General features: G+C 40.4%; 17 protein-coding genes and 1 pseudogene. 4 read left to right on the top strand and 14 right to left on the bottom strand.

Features of this window, described 5'->3' with window-relative positions; all coding sequences use genetic code 11:
- Positions 1–29: 29 nt before the first annotated feature.
- The 3 genes and pseudogenes from HR060_RS17770 to HR060_RS17760 form a co-directional block, all read right to left on the bottom strand.
- A pseudogene (locus HR060_RS17770) lies at positions 30–416 on the bottom strand (helix-turn-helix domain-containing protein); the annotation flags it as partial.
- A 102-nt stretch (positions 417–518) separates the two neighbouring features.
- Positions 519–1,520 (bottom strand): NAD-dependent epimerase, encoded by a 1,002-nt coding sequence (locus HR060_RS17765; protein ID WP_174201626.1) that lies wholly within the window; start codon positions 1,518–1,520, stop codon positions 519–521.
- 84 nt (positions 1,521–1,604) lie between these two features.
- Positions 1,605–2,771, bottom strand: coding sequence for a nucleotide sugar dehydrogenase (locus tag HR060_RS17760; RefSeq protein ID WP_174201625.1), 1,167 nt, complete (start codon positions 2,769–2,771; stop codon positions 1,605–1,607).
- A 101-nt stretch (positions 2,772–2,872) separates the two neighbouring features.
- On the opposite strand from HR060_RS17760, the gene HR060_RS17755 reads away from it, so the two are divergent.
- The 3 genes from HR060_RS17755 to HR060_RS17745 are packed head-to-tail and all read left to right on the top strand — an operon-like array spanning position 2,873 to position 5,187.
- On the top strand, positions 2,873–3,508 hold the full coding sequence (locus tag HR060_RS17755) for a YigZ family protein (RefSeq protein WP_246283212.1): 636 nt from the start codon (positions 2,873–2,875) through the stop codon (positions 3,506–3,508).
- A 33-nt stretch (positions 3,509–3,541) separates the two neighbouring features.
- Complete coding sequence (locus HR060_RS17750; protein WP_174201624.1) at positions 3,542–4,993, top strand: TrkH family potassium uptake protein; 1,452 nt, start codon at positions 3,542–3,544, stop codon at positions 4,991–4,993.
- A complete protein-coding gene (locus HR060_RS17745; RefSeq protein ID WP_174201623.1) occupies positions 4,906–5,187 on the top strand; it encodes a DUF2970 domain-containing protein in 282 nt (93 codons plus the stop codon). The genes HR060_RS17750 and HR060_RS17745 overlap by 88 nt, the downstream gene beginning before the upstream one ends.
- An 8-nt stretch (positions 5,188–5,195) precedes the next feature.
- On the opposite strand, the gene HR060_RS17740 is transcribed toward HR060_RS17745, so the two are convergent.
- The 9 genes from HR060_RS17740 to HR060_RS17700 all read right to left on the bottom strand — a co-directional run bounded on the left by HR060_RS17740 (position 5,196) and on the right by HR060_RS17700 (position 13,963).
- Complete coding sequence (locus HR060_RS17740; RefSeq protein WP_174201622.1) at positions 5,196–6,014, bottom strand: Dam family site-specific DNA-(adenine-N6)-methyltransferase; 819 nt, start codon at positions 6,012–6,014, stop codon at positions 5,196–5,198.
- Positions 6,015–6,022: 8 nt separating this feature from the next.
- Complete coding sequence (locus HR060_RS17735) at positions 6,023–7,297, bottom strand: SPOR domain-containing protein (protein ID WP_174201621.1); 1,275 nt, start codon at positions 7,295–7,297, stop codon at positions 6,023–6,025.
- A 22-nt stretch (positions 7,298–7,319) separates the two neighbouring features.
- Positions 7,320–8,390: a 3-dehydroquinate synthase gene (gene aroB, locus HR060_RS17730; RefSeq protein WP_174201630.1), complete on the bottom strand. Its 1,071-nt coding sequence runs from the start codon at positions 8,388–8,390 to the stop codon at positions 7,320–7,322.
- 27 nt (positions 8,391–8,417) lie between these two features.
- Positions 8,418–8,933 carry a shikimate kinase AroK gene (gene aroK, locus HR060_RS17725; RefSeq protein WP_174201620.1) on the bottom strand — a complete coding sequence of 172 codons (516 nt, stop codon included), beginning with the start codon at positions 8,931–8,933 and terminating at the stop codon, positions 8,418–8,420.
- Between the two features lie 153 nt (positions 8,934–9,086).
- Complete coding sequence (locus HR060_RS17720; RefSeq protein ID WP_174201619.1) at positions 9,087–11,132, bottom strand: type IV pilus secretin PilQ; 2,046 nt, start codon at positions 11,130–11,132, stop codon at positions 9,087–9,089.
- Positions 11,129–11,674 (bottom strand): pilus assembly protein PilP, encoded by a 546-nt coding sequence (locus tag HR060_RS17715; RefSeq protein ID WP_174201618.1) that lies wholly within the window; start codon positions 11,672–11,674, stop codon positions 11,129–11,131. Before HR060_RS17715 ends, HR060_RS17720 begins: the two co-directional genes overlap by 4 nt.
- On the bottom strand, positions 11,674–12,306 hold the full coding sequence (locus HR060_RS17710; RefSeq protein WP_174201617.1) for a type IV pilus inner membrane component PilO: 633 nt from the start codon (positions 12,304–12,306) through the stop codon (positions 11,674–11,676). Before HR060_RS17710 ends, HR060_RS17715 begins: the two co-directional genes overlap by 1 nt.
- On the bottom strand, positions 12,306–12,896 hold the full coding sequence (locus tag HR060_RS17705) for a PilN domain-containing protein (RefSeq protein ID WP_174201616.1): 591 nt from the start codon (positions 12,894–12,896) through the stop codon (positions 12,306–12,308). The genes HR060_RS17710 and HR060_RS17705 overlap by 1 nt, the downstream gene beginning before the upstream one ends.
- On the bottom strand, positions 12,884–13,963 hold the full coding sequence (locus tag HR060_RS17700) for a pilus assembly protein PilM (protein WP_174201615.1): 1,080 nt from the start codon (positions 13,961–13,963) through the stop codon (positions 12,884–12,886). Before HR060_RS17700 ends, HR060_RS17705 begins: the two co-directional genes overlap by 13 nt.
- Before the next feature lie 158 nt (positions 13,964–14,121).
- On the opposite strand from HR060_RS17700, the gene HR060_RS17695 reads away from it, so the two are divergent.
- Entirely contained in the window at positions 14,122–16,677 is a 2,556-nt protein-coding gene (locus HR060_RS17695) for a penicillin-binding protein 1A (protein WP_343044275.1), read from the top strand.
- 25 nt (positions 16,678–16,702) lie between these two features.
- Here the strand turns inward: HR060_RS17695 and argA are convergent, their stop codons facing one another.
- On the bottom strand, positions 16,703–18,025 hold the full coding sequence (gene argA, locus HR060_RS17690; protein ID WP_174201628.1) for an amino-acid N-acetyltransferase: 1,323 nt from the start codon (positions 18,023–18,025) through the stop codon (positions 16,703–16,705).
- 101 nt (positions 18,026–18,126) lie between these two features.
- A complete protein-coding gene (gene argH, locus HR060_RS17685; protein WP_174201614.1) occupies positions 18,127–19,491 on the bottom strand; it encodes an argininosuccinate lyase in 1,365 nt (454 codons plus the stop codon).
- Positions 19,492–19,498: the final 7 nt, after the last annotated feature.

The following is a 19,498-nucleotide window of genomic DNA, read 5'->3' as shown; positions in this document are numbered from 1 at the left end:
ACAAGCTCTACTGACAGATAGCTTGGTTATGTTTTTTTCTTCAATAACGCGTTGCGTTGCTTTTTTGTGATACGTACTCCGAAATCTTTATCAAGTACATCGACTATCGTTTCAAAGAATTGTGCTTTTATCTTGGTATCTTCTAGCTCTTTTTCGAGGGCTTTGATTTTTTGCTCAGGTGTTAAGTCATTGGGTTTAGACATAAGGGGAAGCTCATTCATATGATTGGGTGTACCTTTACTCCAATCTAGTTGACCATACCGGCGAAGCCAAGTTAAAACGGTTGAAGCCCCTTGTATTCCATAGTGGTTTTGAGCTTGTTTGTAAGTACATTCGCCTTTTTCTACTTTATCAACGACGGATAATTTAAAGGCAAGTGAATAATCTTTTTGTGTACGCTTAGTTATTGGTTTCATTATCTTCTCCAAATTGAAGTTGGAAAAGTGTCAACCTTATTCAGGACGGGTCAAACTCAATAAAAAAGCCCGTTTTTAACGGGCTTTTTTATTGTCTATCTTTTAACTTTGATAATAAGCTTTATACCAATCAACAAAAGCTTGCATGCCTGTTTCTATATCAGTATCAGGTTTAAAGCCTACAGCTTGCTGTAAACTATCAATATCAGCAAATGTAGCCGGAACATCGCCTGGTTGCATTGGCATATAGTTTTTCTGCGCTTCTTTTCCTGCCGCTTTTTCAATCGACTCGATAAAAGTCATTAATTGAATTGGCTCATTGTTCCCAATATTAAAGATTTTATAAGGTGCCTTACTGGTTGATGGGTCAGTATTTGGGTCATCGGCATTTCGCGCTGGGATCACATCCTGAATGCGAATAATACCTTCGACAATATCATCAATATAGGTGAAATCACGCTTCATCTTACCGTGATTAAACACTTTGATTTCTCTGTCGTTAAGAATGGCATCAGTAAATAGGAAAGGAGCCATATCAGGGCGCCCCCAAGGACCATAAACAGTGAAGAACCTGAGGCCAGTTGTTGGTATATCGTATAGATGAGAATAACTGTGAGCCATCAACTCGTTTGACTTTTTAGTTGCCGCATAAAGTGAAACAGGGTGGTCAACACTATCACTCGTTGCAAATGGCATTTTAGGGTTCATGCCGTAAACAGAGCTAGAAGATGCATAAACTAAGTGCTTAACTTTATTGTGTCGGCAGCCCTCTAAAATCGTTGCCATACCAACCATGTTGGAATCGATATATGACATAGGGTTTTCTAATGAATAACGTACACCGGCCTGAGCAGCTAAATGAATAACACGGTCAAACTGCTCATCTGCAAATAGCTTAGCAATCCCCTCTCTATCGGCTAAATCCATTTTTACAAAAGTGAATAACTCAACACCTTCAAGTCGCTTCAAGCGAGCAAGTTTAAGGTTAGGATCGTAGTAGTCATTCAAGTTATCAAGACCAATAACTTGATGACCTTGTTGGCATAAGCGTTCAGCTACAAAGTTACCAATAAAACCAGCTGCGCCAGTGACCAAAAATTTCATTAGAATTTCCCTTTACTTGTTTAACCCTGGAAAACAAAAAGCGCCATACAGGCGCTTAGTCAATCAATAGATATGAAGCAATCGTTAGTCACTACCGAATAAATCACGTGTGTAAACTTTATCCACTACGTCATTTAATTCATCAGTTAAACGGTTAGCAACAATAACATCTGCTGTTTGCTTAAACTCTTCAAAGTCTTTCATAACACGAGAGTGGAAGAAAGTGTCATCTTCCAATACTGGTTCGTATACAACAACTTCAACACCTTTTGCTTTGATACGCTTCATAATGCCCTGGATGGCTGAAGCACGGAAATTATCAGAGCCAGACTTCATAATCAGACGGTGAATACCAACTACTTTAGGATTGCGCTCTAAGATAGAGTAAGCAATAAAATCTTTACGCGTTGTATTGGCATCAACGATCGCACGGATCATATTATTAGGTACAGCTTGGTAGTTAGCGAGTAACTGTTTAGTATCTTTTGGTAAACAGTAACCACCGTAGCCAAATGAAGGGTTGTTGTAATGATTGCCAATTCGAGGGTCTAAGCCTACACCTTCGATAATTTGACGCGAGTTCAAACCATGAGCTTCAGCATATGAGTCAAGTTCATTGAAGTAAGCAACACGCATTGCAAGGTAAGTGTTAGAGAATAATTTAACCGCCTCAGCTTCTGTTGAATCGGTAAATAACACGTCAATTTCTTGCTTAATTGCGCCTTGCTTAAGCAGGTTAGCAAAGGTTTGAGCACGCTCAGAACGCTCGCCAACAATAATACGCGAAGGGTGCAAATTGTCGTACAACGCTTTACCTTCACGTAAAAACTCAGGTGAGAACATTAGGTTGTTACAGCAAAGCTGCTGTTTAACGGTTTTGGTATAACCAACAGGCACAGTAGATTTGATTACCATTACCGCTTCTGGGTTAATTGCCATCACATCTTTGATGACCGCCTCAACAGAGCGAGTATTGAAGTAGTTTGTTTCTACATCATAATCAGTTGGGGTAGCAATAACGACAAATTCTGCATCTTTGTAAGCTTTTTCTTTGTCTAACGTAGCGGTAAAATTAATTTCTTTATTGGCAAGAAAGTCTTCAATTTCCGTATCGGCAATTGGCGATTTACGATCATTTAACATCGCCACTTTTTCTGCCACTATATCAACGGCGATAACTTCATTATGTTGTGCCAGTAACATGGCGTTAGATAAACCAACATAACCCGTACCTGCGACCGCAATTTTCATGGTATTTTCCTTAATGCTATTTATGCGTGTATTATGAACGCATTTTGTTACAAAATCTATGACGCAATTCTCATCAGCGCCATAATAAATAGACAATTGTTATGCATTTGTCGAATGATGTGATTGATATGAATCCAACACCCTATTCCATTCCTGCTAAATCGGCTGAGTTTGTTGAAGAAATCAAAAAAAGTCGATTTATCACGGAATTACATTACGTGGCAAATAACGAGCAAGCCAAACAAAAAATAGCAGAAATAAAACAGCAACACCCTACAGCGAGGCACCATTGTTCTGCATTTGTAGCCGGTCCCCCTCATGATGGACAGCAATATGGTTTTTCTGATGATGGAGAGCCTAGCGGTACTGCTGGCAAGCCAATGCTAGCTACATTACAAGGTAGTGGTTTAGGGCATATTTTAGCTGTAACAACACGATATTCCGGGGGAATTAAGCTCGGTACAGGTGGGTTAGTCAAAGCTTACGGTGGTGGCGTGAAACAAGCACTTGAGCGCCTTGAGAGCAAAATTTTTGTTCCGAAAAGCCAATTTAAGATCCAATGTCAGTATGGTGAAGTAGATCAGGTCAACTTTCTTATCAAACAGTTTGAAGGTGAATTAATCACCACAAATTATCAAGATAGTGTTGAAATACACCTTGCTTTGCCGCAAATGAACAGCGACAATTTGGAGCAATCTCTTCAGCCTCTTCAGCTGTTGTTAATACCGCTAGATTAGAGCTTCTGTTAAGTCAGTTAATAAGAAATATAAATGCAATATCGCTCGATAATCAGAATATTAGGTATCCTAGTTGCGCTATTTAGCTCAACAATGATCCCACCAGCCCTTGTCTCTTTGATTTACAAAGACGGTGCTGGTTTGCCCTTTGTTTTAGCATTTATGTTCACCCTAACCGCTGGCATGATGATGTGGTATCCCCAGCGCAAACAAAAAGGCGATTTAAAAGCCCGTGAAGGCTTTCTTATTGTTGTCTCCTTTTGGCTCGTACTTGGCGCATTTGGTTCAGTCCCGCTAACACTACTTGAAGAGCCTGATTTAACGTTATCAGACGCTGTTTTTGAAAGTTTCTCAGGCCTTACTACAACCGGGGCAACCGTTCTAACCGGTATTGAATACCTGCCCAAAGCAGTTCAGTTTTACCGCCAGCAACTGCAATGGCTTGGTGGTATGGGGATAATCGTGTTAGCCGTAGCGGTATTACCTATGTTAGGTATTGGTGGTATGCAGCTATATCGCGCAGAAACACCTGGTCCGGTAAAAGACTCGAAGATGACACCGAGAATTGCCGATACCGCTAAACACCTTTGGTACATTTATCTGACACTCACAGTCACTTGTGCACTGGCTTACTGGTTAGCAGGCATGAGTTTATTTGATGCGATATGCCATTCGTTTTCCACGATAGCCATTGGCGGCTTTTCAACTTACGATGCCAGTATCGGCCACTTTAATAGCCCTTTAATTAATACAATTTGCGTTGTATTTCTTATCATTTCAGGTATCAACTTTGCTCTACATTATGGCGCCGTTCGCGGTAAAACCATTATGGGTTATTTAAGAGACACCGAATTCAAAGTATTTATCGCTATACAAGTAGTACTGACTTTAATTTGTTTCTATGTACTGTTTAACCATGATGTATTTGAAACGCCAGAGCTAGCCTTTAACCATGCCATGTTCCAAGCAGTATCGATCAGTACCACAGCGGGGTTTGCAACCGATTCATTTGCAACCTGGCCTTTACTCCTTCCATTATTGCTCGTTTTCTCATCTTTCATTGGTGGCTGTGCAGGTTCAACTGGTGGTGGAATGAAAGTAGTGCGAGTATTTTTACTTTACTTACAGGGTCAACGCGAGCTTAACCGCCTGGTACATCCCAAAGCAGTATTTTGTATCAAGCTAGGTAAAAAAGCCCTACCTGATAAAGTCGTTGATGCAGTATGGGGGTTTTTCTCTGCCTACGCTGTTGTATTCGTTTTAATTATGCTGGCGCTACTGGCAACAGGTCTAGATAATATAACTGCTTTCTCAGCTACTGCGGCGTGTTTAAATAACCTAGGTCCGGGGCTTGGTGAAGTAGCCGCTCACTTTGGTGATATACCTGATGTCGGTAAATGGATCCTCGTTATCGCGATGATCTTTGGCCGTTTAGAGATCTTCACTTTACTCGTATTATTCACCCCAATGTTTTGGCGCGCATAAAAGTGTCAGACCCAGGTTGGTTTAACTCATTCAAAAGTGCCATAGCAGCAATCTTTGGTGTGCAATCAGAGAATAGGCGTCAGCAAGATTTTCAACACCAAAGTGCCACCCGCTTCATTATAAGTGGAGTTATTATTGTAGTCTGTTTGATTACAAGCCTAATACTACTGGTTGACTGGGTACTCAGCAGCTAAGAGTCGTTTTACTTAAACAGTGCAAATACTTCTTGAACAGGTTTGCGATTATTTGCTTCTCTACTGATATAACGTCTAACTTGAATATAGCTTGATTCAGCTTTTGCATATATCTCGCGCGTTAATTGTGTATCGTGGTTACTGATAAGCACAGGGATTGATTTAGCGCTTGATTTAATAGCAAGATCTGCCAAATCTGCCTGTTCTTTTTGCTCAAACTTATTACCCGCATAGCCAGTAAAGGAGTTAGCTTTTTCTGGGTTTAAATGAGCATAAGGCGGATCGCAATAGATCACACTATTGGCTTTTGCAGTGCGAATTACACTCTTGAAGTCTTTGCAGGTGAAGGTGGCTCGCTGAGATTTTTCAGCAAAAAAGTACATTTCTCGTTCTGGAAAATATGGCTTTTTGTAACGTCCAAAAGGAACATTAAACCCTCCGGAGCGATTATATCGACACAGGCCATTGTAGCCATGGCGATTTAAATAAATAAATATTGCGGACTTATCAATACCATTACGAGCCTGGTTGAATTTATCTCTGAGTTGGTAGTAGCTTTCTGAGTTGTTGTGCTTATCTGTAAATAGCTTGGCCGTTTTTTTAACCAACACTTCAGGTTTTTTCTGTAAGTGCTTATACAGGTTAATGAGATCTGGATTGATATCGTTAAGTTGGTAGCGTGTAAAATCGTGATTGTTGAGAAAAACCGCACCCGCACCAACAAAAGGTTCAACAAGTGTGTCACCTGCAGGTAGTAACTGATTTATCTGTTCAGACAGAGCAAATTTGCCACCTGCCCATTTTAAAAAAGGTCTGACTTTAGTCAAAGGAATCACTAATCTTGTTGTATTTGTTGCTGAATGGCGTTAATTGATTTTATCCAAGCATCTTTTGCTGGTATTGCAGCTAGCTCTTTGAGTTCAGCTAAACCGGTTTGGGCTGATTGTATACTGTCATAATAGCCATAGACAACGCCATATCGCCCTTTGCTGTGATAAATTTTCACATGCTCGAACAAGTTATGATCAGTTAGGTATTCATTGAGCAAAGATTGGCTAGAAACTAGGGTAATTTGAATCACATAGCTGGTTGCCGATGCAGCTAAGAACCATGCATTATCTCCCTGATAAGCATCAAAGTCATCGACACTATATGATACAAGCTTCACAGCATCTTGGACCCACTCCTCTGCCTCTGTCTCTGTCTCTGTCTCTGTCTCTGTCTCTGTCTCTGTCTCTGTCTCTGTCTCTGTCTCTGTCTCTGTCTCTAGGGCACTATTATCTGCGACTTGAAATTGAGTAGTTAAGTCAGTACTCATTTCAATTTGAGCCAGCGGTTCAGGGACAGACTTTTCTTCTGTTGCAGTTGCAGTTGCAGTTGCAGTTGCAGTTGCAGTTGCAGTTGCAGTTGCAGTTGCAGTTGCAGAACCAGCAAAAATTAAAGCCATATCATTATCAATAGACGGCTCAATTGGTAAAACGGTTTCATTGTCCTGTTTGTTGATTTTAGATTGTGGCTCGACACTTAAGTACGCCCAAGAAAAATAGACACCTACGGCAATAATAAGCACAAGAGAAATCAAAAATAATTTGACCGCTGCAGAAACAGTTTTTGGTGTTTTCGGCAAGAAAGATGCAAAATCATCATGTTGATGGGCTTCATTAAGGGTGATATCACCAATCAAAGAAACAGGCTTTTTAGCTTGTTTAATTTTACTAATAACTTGACCAGCTTTTTGACTATCGAGCTCTAAAATAATTTTAATACGCTGCGCAAATAACTGGTTTAACGCGATGAGATCTTGTAGTAATTCAGGACAATAAAAATCTTTGATCAACAAGGCATAATCGCCTTGCCCATTATCAAACTCTGAAAATAGCTCAATTAAGGTAAGTTCAGGATTGTGCAGCGGATTAGAAAAAAATTGATTAATTACCTGACTTCTAAGGCTTTGCAGGGTATCTTCTGCTGAAGTCGCAACATATGACAAATTGTATTTGTCACCAAATAAATGCAATTGTTGATTAAGCGCAATGCTATCACTATAAACAATGATAGCATTTGAATAGGCAAGGTTGTGGAGCAAGCGCTCAGTAACTTTTGCAGTCATTTGCACTCACTCCAAACGAAAATTAAGCGTCTAATACTTGCTCAAGTTCTTGCTGAGTCACATCAGCATAAAGCTGACTCTGACCGAGTTCACTAGGTAAAATAAAGCGCATCACATTATTTTGCACTTTTTTATCACGCATCATGTGTTTGATAAACGCACTGCAATCCATTTCTTCTGGCTTGTCGACTGGTAAATCGTATGCAGCAATTGTTTGTTTAATCTCATCGTAATCTGCCTGGCTAATGTAGCCTCGATTGAGAGAGGTTTTAGCTGCCAATACCATTCCCGTTGCAACAGCTTCACCGTGTAACCATACACCGTAACCCATTTCAGCTTCTATCGCATGGCCGAAAGTATGACCAAGATTAAGCAGTGCTCTCACTCCCCTTTCTTGCTCATCTTGAGCAACGACATCCGCTTTAATTGCGCAACATTTATAAATGATATCAATTAAAAAGGATTGCTCTAGCGCTTTTATTTGTTGCTGATTTTCAATCAGCGATTTCCAAAAAGCTTTATCACAAATTAAACCGTATTTGAGTACTTCAGAAATTCCTGCGGCAAACTCACGCGCTGGTAGCGTATTTAAAGTATCGACATCAATCACTACCGCTTCAGGTTGCTTAAAAGCACCTATCATATTCTTGCCTAATGGATGATTAACAGCTGTCTTACCACCAACTGATGAATCTACTTGAGATAAAAGTGTTGTTGGCACTTGAACAAAAGGTACGCCACGCTGATAACAGGCTGCAACAAAACCCACTAAGTCACCAATAACACCACCACCAAGCGCAACGAGTGTGGTATCACGACCGCAGTTATTCTCGAGTAAATAGGCATTAACCTTCTCAAATGAATCAAGCGTTTTATACTGCTCTCCATCGGGCAGACTAAAAGCACTGACATCAAAATCAGCAAGTGATGTTAATAATGTGTCGAGGTAGATTGGTTTAACCGTGTCGTTGGTAATAACCACTACACGTTTAGTTTTAATGATTGAAGTGAATTCTTCGGCTTTGTTGATTAAGCCAGAACCGATACGAATTGGGTAGCTACGAGCCCCCAAGTCAACAGTTAATTGAGTTATGCTCATAGCTACTTTTTATTATTCTAGTTAGAAACCAAGGCGGTCGATAATCTCTTTTGCAACGATTTTGGCGCTTTGCTCATCAGTTTTAACAACTAAGTCAGCAACTTCTTCATAAAGAGGATTGCGCGCTTTTGCTAAGTCTTCTAAGACTTGGCGTGGGTCATCTGTTTGTAAAAGAGGACGTTTTTTGTCTTTTTGGGTACGTGCGACTTGCTTGTCGATAGTCGTTTCTAAATAAACAACAAATCCACGAGCTGAAAGACGATTTCGCACTTCTTTGCTTAAAATTGAACCACCACCTGTGGCTAATACAATACCCTGCTGTTCTGTCAGGTCGAAAATGGCTTTCTCTTCTCTAACGCGAAATCCAGCCTCTCCTTCTACATCAAAAACCCAAGCTATATCGGCACCAGTGCGGCGCTCAATTTCAGCGTCTGAGTCATAGAATTCAAGGTGAAGCTCGCTTGCGAGTTGTCTACCAATTGTGCTTTTACCAGCCCCCATAGGGCCAACAAGAAATATATTACGTTTTTCTGTCATTGATCTGCTTTCTATCTACAAAAAGTTAGCTAATTACTCCAGAATTTGAGTTCCCAAATAAAAAGAGCCGAGATTATCTCAGCTCTTTGCTAACAATTGCAAGTTTGATAACAAGGGATAAGTTATTATTTTGTCCCTAGCTATAACTAAAAATTAAAATGCTTCAGTTACCACTCGTGGTGTTACGAAGATAAGTAACTCTTTTTTCTCATTAAAATCAGTGGTGCTCTTAAATAAATTACCGACATAAGGGATATCACCTAAGAAAGGTACCTTAGATTCAGTATAAGCCGTTGATTGCTGATAAATACCACCTAAAACAATTGTCTCACCATTATCAACTAAAACCTGTGTGCCAATTTCTTGAGTATCAATTGCCACTGCTTGACCCGTAGCTGTTGCTACAGTGTCACCACGCGAGTCTTGTGTAATGACAAGGTCTAAGATGATTCTATCATCTGGCGTGATTTGCGGCGTTACTTCTAAACTTAGTACAGCTTTTTTGAACGTAACAGCTGTTGCACCAGAAGAAGCAGCTTGAACAAATGGGATCTCCGTACCTTGCTCAATGTACGCTGTTTTTTGGTTAGCAGTCGTAATACGCGGGCTTGCAATTACTTCACCTTGGTTTTCACGCTCAAGTGCAGAAAGTTCAAGGTCCATGATAGTACCATCAGCTAACTTAGCAACGTGAAAAGCAATACTACCAGCCGGAGAAGCGACAGGTAAGTTAACATTTAAGCGCTCACCAATTGGTGGAATATCACTTGTACTAGTTGCGTTAAAAATGCCTTCAGCGCCATCCAATGTACCTGATGTTCCGTAATCACTACCTTGGTCAGAGAAACCCCAACGAATACCTAACTCTTCAGAAATATTATCTTTAACGGTAACAATACGTGATTCAATCACTACTTGCTTAACCGGAATATCTAGTATTTCAACAAGACGTTTAACGTTAGCAATACTGTCAGCCGTGTCGCGTAATAAAATAGTATTCGTACGCTCATCTACAGAAAGGCTACCACGCTCTGACATCATTGCATTTTCACCTTTTAATAAAGATGCAACTTCTGCTGCTTTAGCGTAGTTAACTTGAAGGTATTCAGTATAAAGCGGAGCTAATTCAGCAACTTGCTTTTTAGCTTGTAGTTCACGCGCTTCACGAGCGGCAATTTCATCTCCAGGGGCAACAAGTAAGATGTTACCTTCCATTCGCTTATCCAGACCTTTTATCTTAAGGATAATATCCAACGCCTGATCCCATGGCACACCATCTAAACGGAGTGTGATGTTACCGCCAACAGAATCACTCGTTACTAAGTTAAAGCCATTGTAGTCAGCAATAATCTGTAAAACGGTTCTAACAGGGATGTCTTGGAAGTTTAGTGAAATCGGGTCACCTTCAAAAGCCGCCGAGCCAACAATACCACCTTCCATTTTATCTTCAGTGATCTCAATCGTGAAAATATTTTCAAGTTGTTGGTACTGATAATTAAACGGGCGACTTGTTTCAATTTCAATGCGAGTTAAGCCACCATCTTTGAACGTTTCAACTGTATCAACTACTGTGCCGAAATCAGTTACATCCATTTTATATAATAAATCAGGAAGGATATCAGTATTGTGGAAATCAATTGTGATTTTGCCATTTTTATCAGCAACATCTACTGCAGCCATTTTATCTTCTAAAAAGATAAGTACTCGACCACTATCATCTTTACCATGTCTAAAGTCCATAGCTTGGATTTTGTTGAAGTATTCAATATCTTCTGTCGTTTGGGCTTTTTCAAATGTTGTGTTGTCAGAGATATGAACGAAGAATCGCTCACCTTCACTTCGCGTTTGATATACCTTCAAAGAATCTAATAAGATTTGAACTCTTAAACCTTCATCCTCGAATTGAGTTTTAATCATTTCAACACCAGCAATATTGACTGGCACTTCAGATAAGTAACTTTCAAAATCGGCTTCTGAAATTTCTAGTTCGATACGAGAAGGATTACTTAGAACTTGTACTTTAGGCTCTTCAGCTAACGCTTGGTCAAAAACAAACTCTAATTCAGTTTCACCTGCAACGACAGGGTTATATCGAATTTCATAGAGTACTGAAAGTGCGAATGCCTGCATAGGCATTAACAACATACCCACAACGAGGAGCAATTGGCGGAAACCGCTACTTTTAATCCAGTTCATCATTTTGTTTGCGTTCCTAAATCAGATTCATTTTCTAGCATAACTAATTGGGCGCTACGCTTCTCCCAACAACCTGTACCATCTGGGATCATTTCTTCTAGTTCTATTAGATCCGTGGTCACACCAACGATACGACCGTGATACAAGCCCATAAAGTTACCCGGACGGACCCTAAATAATGCGCCATCAGCGGCTTCAATCAAGCCCCATAATGAGCCATCAGAACCTAAGGTTCCACGCATTTTTAAGTTATCAAGAGGGTATTTTTCTAAAGGTTGCTTATTACGAGCAAAATTCGGTTGCAAGCAATCGCGAGACTGTTGCAATTTATCTTGAATTAGCTCAGGTTCTGGCTCTACGAATGGGCTTCGCAAGCCACTTACTGAGTATTCAAAACTCTCAAATTTTTCAACTTTAGGAATAGGTTCTATATTAGTTTTAGCTGAAGCTTTAACACCATTGGTGAACTCTTGTAAATCAGCTAAATCTTTACCACAACCAACCAGTAATAAACTGGCGATACTAATGGATAATAACTTTTTCATTACTGTGCTCCCTGGTTTTGTTGATTAGGAGCAATGCCTTTATAGCGATATGTTTTCGCTAATAAGTTTAGCGTCAATACATCACCTTCTTTAACAGCAATGGTAAAATCGTGCAGAGTAACGATACGGGGTAGAGCAGCAACACGACTTAAGAATTCACCAAACTCGTGATAACCACCAACAACCTCTAAACGCAGCGGTAATTCTGTATAGAACTCTCGTTCTATTTCACTTTCCCAGTTAATCTTAGTGAAAGTCAAACCACTTGTTGTACCGACGAAGCTCACATCGTCAAGTAAGCCAGGTGTTTCGTGTTCAGTAGGAAGACGTTTCAATAACTGTGCGAAATCATTTTCCATCGTCTCTAGCTGTTCTTTGTATGCATCAGCATTAACAGCGACATGGTACTTAGCAGTAAACTGCTGTCTAAGTTGCATTTCTTGCTTAGTAATGTTCTCGTAAGTTTTAATTTTGTCTTCAATCAGTAGTTTGTAGCTTCCCCAAGCAACAACTAGTGCAGTGAGGATCGCAAAAATAATTTTGACTGGAGTAGGCAAACTGCCTAAGTCATTTAAATCAATTTCAATGTCATTGATATCGATATCTTTTAAATCCATGTTCTTCCAATCCATTACCTAGCTCCTTGTTGTTGAGCTGAAGCTTCAGATTGTCCGGTCACATTAACTGGCTTAACCGCCATGGACATAGTGAAGTCAGATAAAATACGAGGCTCAACTTGAGCGGCAACAATTGAATTAAGAACCGGTTCTTCAAGTAACCATGAAGTTTCAATTTTACGCATCATGTTAGATAAGCGGTTATTAGATTCACTTTTACCCTGAACTGACACCTGAGTATCCTGCTTTTCTAACTTAGTTAGATAAACACCAGGTGGCACAACTTTAACCAACTCATCAAGAATTTGTGCACCAAGGTTTCGGTTACGCTGTAAATCTGCGATTAACTGCATTCGTTGCTCTAAGCTCTTACGGCGTAATTTGAGGTTTTTAATCTCTTCAATTTTGGTATCGAGAACGGCAATTTCCGTTCTTAGGTATTGGTTACGCTTTTGTTGGTCTTCAATTTGACCATTATAATAAAGGCGAACCATCATCATGACTAAAAAGACAATTGTAGCGGTAGCAATTAACACTGCCATAAACTCTTTTTGTCTTTGTTCCTTGGCATGTTCACGCCAAGGCAAGAGATTTATATGTGGCATGGGTCAAAACTCCTTAACGCTAAACCAGCTGCAATCATAAAAGAGCTGCCCTGTCTTTCAATTAACCCTTCATCAACTTTAGTGCTGTGCTGCATATTGCCAAAAGGTTGAGCTACGACACAGTGAATACCTAATTCATCTTGGATAACTTGTTGCATGCCTTCAAGTAAAGCAGTACCGCCCGATAACACTAAGTAATCTAGCTTTTCTTTATCACTTGCCGTTAAGAACATTTGTATAGCACGGCGAATTTGCTGAATAACAGCAGTTTGGAAAGGCGCTAGTACTTCAAAGGTATAGTTAGGAGGTAAATCACCTGAAATTTTAGCAATTTCAGCTTCATCAAATGTTTTGTTGTAGTAATTGACGATATTTTTGGTGTATTGCTCTGAGCCAAAACTTTGGTCACGCGTGTAAATACTTTCACCTTGATGCATAACCGTCATTAAGCTCATGTTGGCGCCCATATCAATAAGGCCAACTAACTTATCATTAGCATCTTCAGGTAATTGGGAATAGATGAGCTCTGCACTTCTAGCCAAAGCAAAAGATTCAACATCCATCACCTTAGCGGTGAAGCCACCAATATCAAGTGAAGATACACGTGCTTCAACACTCTCAGTACGAGCTGCACTTAATAGCACATTGACTTTTGATGGGTCAGATTCGTTAACACCCAGTGATTCGAAGTCGATACGAACTTCTTCTAATGGGTAAGGAATTAAACTATCAGCTTCAATTTCAATTTGAGTTTCCATCTCTTCGTCAGTCAAGCTGACATCCATGAAGATAGTTTTGGTGATAACAGTAGAGCCAGAAACTGCAGCAGCAGCATGCTTAATATTGTTTGGAAATTGTTTACGGATACGAGAGATAACCTTTCCTATCGCTTCAATGTCTTGAATCTCTCTTTCATTGAGCGCTCCCTTAGGAATGGTCTCTTGAACCGCATGCAATAGGCGATACTGTTCCCCGTCTTTCTCAAGCAAGACAGCTTTAACAGCGTGAGAGCCGATATCAATACCGACAATTGCTGTATTTTGTTTCCCGAGGAGTGAAGTAAGCATAATAACGTTCAACCACTATAATTTTTATGTTTTTTTATATTTGTTATATTTTTTCAGTACATTATAGGCTGTAATGTGACAAAATATCGCCAACATCTCACTTACGAATATAACGATTATTAACCGTTTGTGCCACATTTTTTAATATTGAGTTAACAGTGAATAAGTTTTTTAAAGTCTTTTTGTTCCTTTTTCTGTTTGGCTTCATCTCTGGCATCCTCGCAATTGGCGGGGCTTATCTCTATGTCAAAGACGAATTACCGTCGGTTGAGATGTTAAGAGATGTTAAGCTACAAACACCGATGAAAGTCTTTACCGCAGACGGTAAACTCATCTCACAATTCGGTGAAAAAAAGCGAATTCCACTCAAATTAGATGAAATACCAGACACTTTAATTCAAGCTTTCCTAGCGACCGAGGACGCACGCTTCTACGAACACCCTGGAGTAGATTTTATTGGTATTGTTCGTGCAGCGTTCAAAGTAGCGGTTAGCGGCCAGAAAAAACAAGGTGCAAGTACTATAACTATGCAGCTTGCTCGAAACTTTTTCCTAACTCGCGATAAAACCTATATCCGTAAGATAAAAGAAATCTTTATCGCTATTCATATCGAAAATTTATTAACTAAAGATGAAATTCTCGAACTTTACTTAAATAAGATCGAACTGGGTTACCGTTCATTTGGGGTTGGCGCAGCAGCAGAAGTTTATTACGGCAAAACAATTGAGCAACTCACTTTACCGGAAATGGCGATGATCGCCGGCTTACCTAAGGCGCCATCAGCATTGAACCCTATTCGCAATCCAGAGCGTGCACGCGACCGACGCAACACTGTACTCTGGCGAATGCTAGAAACTAAAGTAATAAATGAAACCACTTATCATGCGGCTGTTGAAGCACCGATTGAAACCCGTTTTCACGGTGCACAAATTGAATTGGACGCACCTTACATAGCCGAGATGGTTCGCCAAGAGATGGTAAGCCGTTATGGCGAAGAAGACGCTTACACACAAGGCTACCAAGTTTACACGACGGTACTATCTCAATCTCAAGCTGCGGCACAGCAAGCGACGAGACACAATTTACATGCTTACGATGAGCGTCATGGCTATCGTGGCGCACAAAGGCAAGTTTGGTATCCAGATGAAGAGCATTGGTCAGCAAAAGAAATCCGCCGCTTACTGTTACCTATTAATGATTTTGGTATGTTGGAATCGGTAGTCGTAACCGGTATCGATGTTGAAAATAACAGTTTTGAATTTACCAATCGCCAAGGTGAAATCAGTTATGTTTTCTGGCCAAATATGAATTGGGCAAGGCCCTTTGTTAGTAATGATAGCCAAGGAAAAGAACCTAATTCTGTTCAAGATATCGTGCAAATTGGTGAATTAATCTATGTAAGACCAATTAAAGATAATCAATGGCGTCTTGCTCAACTTCCGCAAGCTTCTGCAGCGTTAGTCTCTATAGACCCTAACAATGGTGCAATTAGGGCGCTAATGGGTGGTTATGATTTCAGGCAAAGTGAATATAATCGCGTCACTCAAGCTAAACGCCAAGTCGGTTCGAATATCAAACCTTTTATATATTCTGCGGCTATTGAAAAAGGCTTTACACTTGCTTCTATCATCAATGATGCGCCGATTAATCAATGGGATCGCCGCCAAGGTACAGTTTGGCGTCCTAAAAACTCACCAGCGGTTTATGACGGCCCTACCCGTATGCGTGTCGCATTGGCAAAATCTAAAAACGTTGTTTCAGTTCGACTGTTAAGGGCAGTTGGTATTGATGATTTAGTAAGCCACTTGACGAATTTTGGCTTTTCACCTCACGAACTACCCAAAAATGAATCGCTTGCCTTAGGCTCGGCCTCTCTTACCCCATTGGAAATGGTTAGAGGGTTTGCAACATTCTCAAATGGTGGCTTTTTAGTCGATACGTTCTTAGTCGATCGCATTGAATTAGCAGATGGAACAGAAGTCTATGCAGCCGATCCTAAAATTGCCTGCTTAAATTGCTCAGTTGCTCAAAACGCCCCTGAACTTGATGAAATACAACAAAATTTTGATGGATTATCAGAACTTGAGCAAGATGCGGTGTTAGCGAGTTTAGAAGAACCCAACTTAGCTGAACAAGTTATTAGTGAACAAAATGCCTTTCTTATTAACCAAGCAATGCGCTCTGCAATTACAGGCGGTGGCGATTGGCGTAAAAAAACAGGTTGGAATGGTACTGCATGGCGAGCCAGAGCACTTAAACGAAAAGATATCGGCGGTAAGACAGGTACAACTAATGATGCCAAAGATGCTTGGTTTAGTGGTTTTACGTCTACAGAAGTAGCTACAAGCTGGGTCGGTTTTGATGATCACAGTAAAGATTTAGGTAAAACCAAATACAATAATAACTTAGGTAGAAACCAAATCTACGGTACAGAATTTGGTGCCAAAACTGCTTTACCTGCTTGGATTGAATATATGCAGTTTGCAATGCTAGGCGTTGAGGAAAAACCTTACTTGGTACCGAATGATCTCGTTACAGTCAGAATTGACCAAGCAACGGGTAAACTTACGAAAAAAACGGATTACACTGCGAAATTTGAATACTTTATCAAGGGAACTGAGCCGACAGAATATGTAGAGGTCAATCCAAACCCAGACGTACTTGAAGCTCAAAAAGCAGGTGAAGTGATTGAAGATGACAGCGAGATATTTTAACTCTCGCTGTTAAGACAAGCTTGGCTTAAATTACTAATTCAAGTACTTTAGAGCGGCGCTGATAGTTATATAACTGCTGCTTTTGTTGTGGTAAGTCTTCAACATTCGCCAATTGGAAGCCTTGTTCTAAGAACCAGTGAATACTTTGGGTCGTAAGCGCGAAGATCTTATCGTACTTTTGTTTTTTCGCTTCTTTAACTACGGCATCTAATAATAAAGCACCGCGATCTGCATCTCGATATTCGTGGTGCACCGCTAGGCAAGAAAATTCACCAACATTGTCTTCAGCGAATGGATATAAAGCCGCACAACCAATAACTAGACCATCTCGTTCAATTAACACAAAGTGATCAATTTCCATTTCCAGCTGCTCGCGTGAGCGGCGCACTAACAAACCTTTTTCTTCCAACGGTCTGATCAAATCTAAGATACCACCAATATCACTGATTTGAGCGGCTCTTAATTTCTCCGACGCTTCGGCACAAATCTGAGTACCGATACCATCACGCGAGAAAAGCTCTTGTAGCATGGCACCATTTAATTCGTAGCCAACTAAGTGACATCTTGGTACACCTGATTTACAAGCAGCGATCGCCGCGTTGAGAAAGGCAATTGTGCTTGAATGTGTCGACTTTTGCTTAACTAGCTCGTTTACTTTTAACTTAGCTGCACTAGGTGTTAATTCAGCGATAGTGTCAGCATTTTCATCCAATATACCGTTAACTTCGCTAAAACCTATCATCTTCTCAGCACCCAACTTAATCGCTACTTGTGTAGCAACTTCCTCGGCAGTCAAGTTAAAACTCTCACCTGTGACCGATGCAGCAATTGGGCCTAATAAAACAATCGAATTGTTTTCAAGCTGACGGTTGATACCATCAACATCAATTCGACGCACCCGGCCCGAGTGACAATAGTCAACACCATCTACAACACCAAGAGGTTGAGCAATTACAAAGTTGCCGCTGACAACGTTAATTTCAGCACCTTGCATAGGTGTATTACTAAGAGACATAGACAAACGAGCTGTAATATCTAACTGTAATGCTCCTGCAACCTGCTTAATTCGAGAAAATGTCTCATCATCAGTTACTCGAATACGCTTGTGATATTCACTAACAATACCCGACTCAATTAATGCTTCATTAAATTGCGGGCGAGCGCCAAAAACGAGGACAATTTTAATACCGATACAATTAAGCAGGGCAATATCATTAATAATGTCTTTATAAAACGTCGGCTGACTAATCGCCTCACCACCGAGCATGATGACAAACGTTTTGCCACTATGAGCATTTACATAAGGTGCAGATTGACGGAAGCCATCAACCAATTTTGTAGTACGAATAGACATTATCTGATTTACTTTTTTGCTTTATTAACTTTATACCTGTGCCAGAGACAAAAAAGCAAGCCATAAGGCTTGCTTTAATCATGACTAAATAAGGCTTATTTCTTTAACTGAGCTAGCTGAGCTTTTACTTGCTCTTTAGACGTGCCACCAAGCGCTAAACGCTTTTCTAAGCAGGCTTCAATAGTTAAGTGTTGGTAGACATCATCCTCAATTGTGTCGCTAAATTGCTTTAATTCAGCTAACTCAAGATCCTCTAAAGGCTTTTTCTGCTCAATCGCATAAACCACAGCTTCACCTACAATGTGGTGCGCTTCACGGAAAGGAATTTGCTTAGCCACTAAGTAATCGGCTAATTCAGTTGCATTTGAGTAACCAGCTTGAGCTGCTTGATAAGTACGCTCAGGGTTTGTTTTTAATCCTTGCATACAAAGTACAGCCATTTCTAAGCAAATACTCCATGTATCAACAGCATCGAATAAACCTTCTTTGTCTTCTTGCATATCTTTGTTATAAGCAAGAGGAAGGGCTTTCATCGTTGTCATCATACCTGTTAGAGCACCCACTACACGGCCACATTTACCGCGGATAAGCTCCATTGCATCAGGGTTCTTCTTCTGAGGCATTAGTGATGAACCAGATGTCACGTTGTCACTCATTTCTAAGAAACCAGCTTCACCTGAATTATAGAAAATAACATCTTCAGCCATACGTGATAAATGCACAGATGAAATTGAAGCTACAGATAATAACTCAAGTACGTGATCGCGATCAGACACTGAATCTAAACTGTTGCGAGTAGCACGAGCAAAACCTAAATCTTTCGCGAGCTCTTCACGGTCGATATCATAAGCCGTACCAGCTAAAGCACCACAACCTAGCGGAGATGTATTCAATAAGTCAACAGCATTAGCTAAACGCTTTTTGTCACGAGTGAACATTTCTACATAAGCTAAACACCAATGAGCAAATGTTACTGGTTGAGCGCGTTGTAAGTGAGTGTAGCCAGGTAATACCGTATCTTGCTCACGCTCAGCTAACGCAACTAATGCTGCGATTAACTCACCTAGTAACTCATCTAAACCTTCACATTGCTGTTTACACCAAAGTTTTAAGTCAGTTGCAACTTGGTCATTTCGACTGCGACCTGTATGTAACTTCTTACCTAAATCGCCTACGGCATCGATTAACTTACCTTCAACCCAGCTGTGAATATCTTCAGCATCCGACTCAAGTACAACCTCAGGGTTCTCTTTTACAACTAACAATAAGTCGTTAAGCGCTTTTTCTAAATCGTGCTGCTCTTGTGCTGATAACACATTGACCGACGCTAATGCACGAGACCAAGAAATTGAACCAATGATATCTTGTTCAGCCATGCGATAGTCGACTGGTAAAGAATCGTTGAATAACTTGAATAGTTGACTGGTTTCGCCGGTAAAACGACCGCCCCAAAGTGCCATAATGATC

This window comes from Marinifaba aquimaris, assembly GCF_013328345.1.
Lineage (GTDB): Bacteria > Pseudomonadota > Gammaproteobacteria > Enterobacterales > Alteromonadaceae > Marinifaba > Marinifaba aquimaris.
Note: the sequence above shows the minus strand (reverse complement) of the source record. Positions and strands in the feature narration are given on the sequence as shown.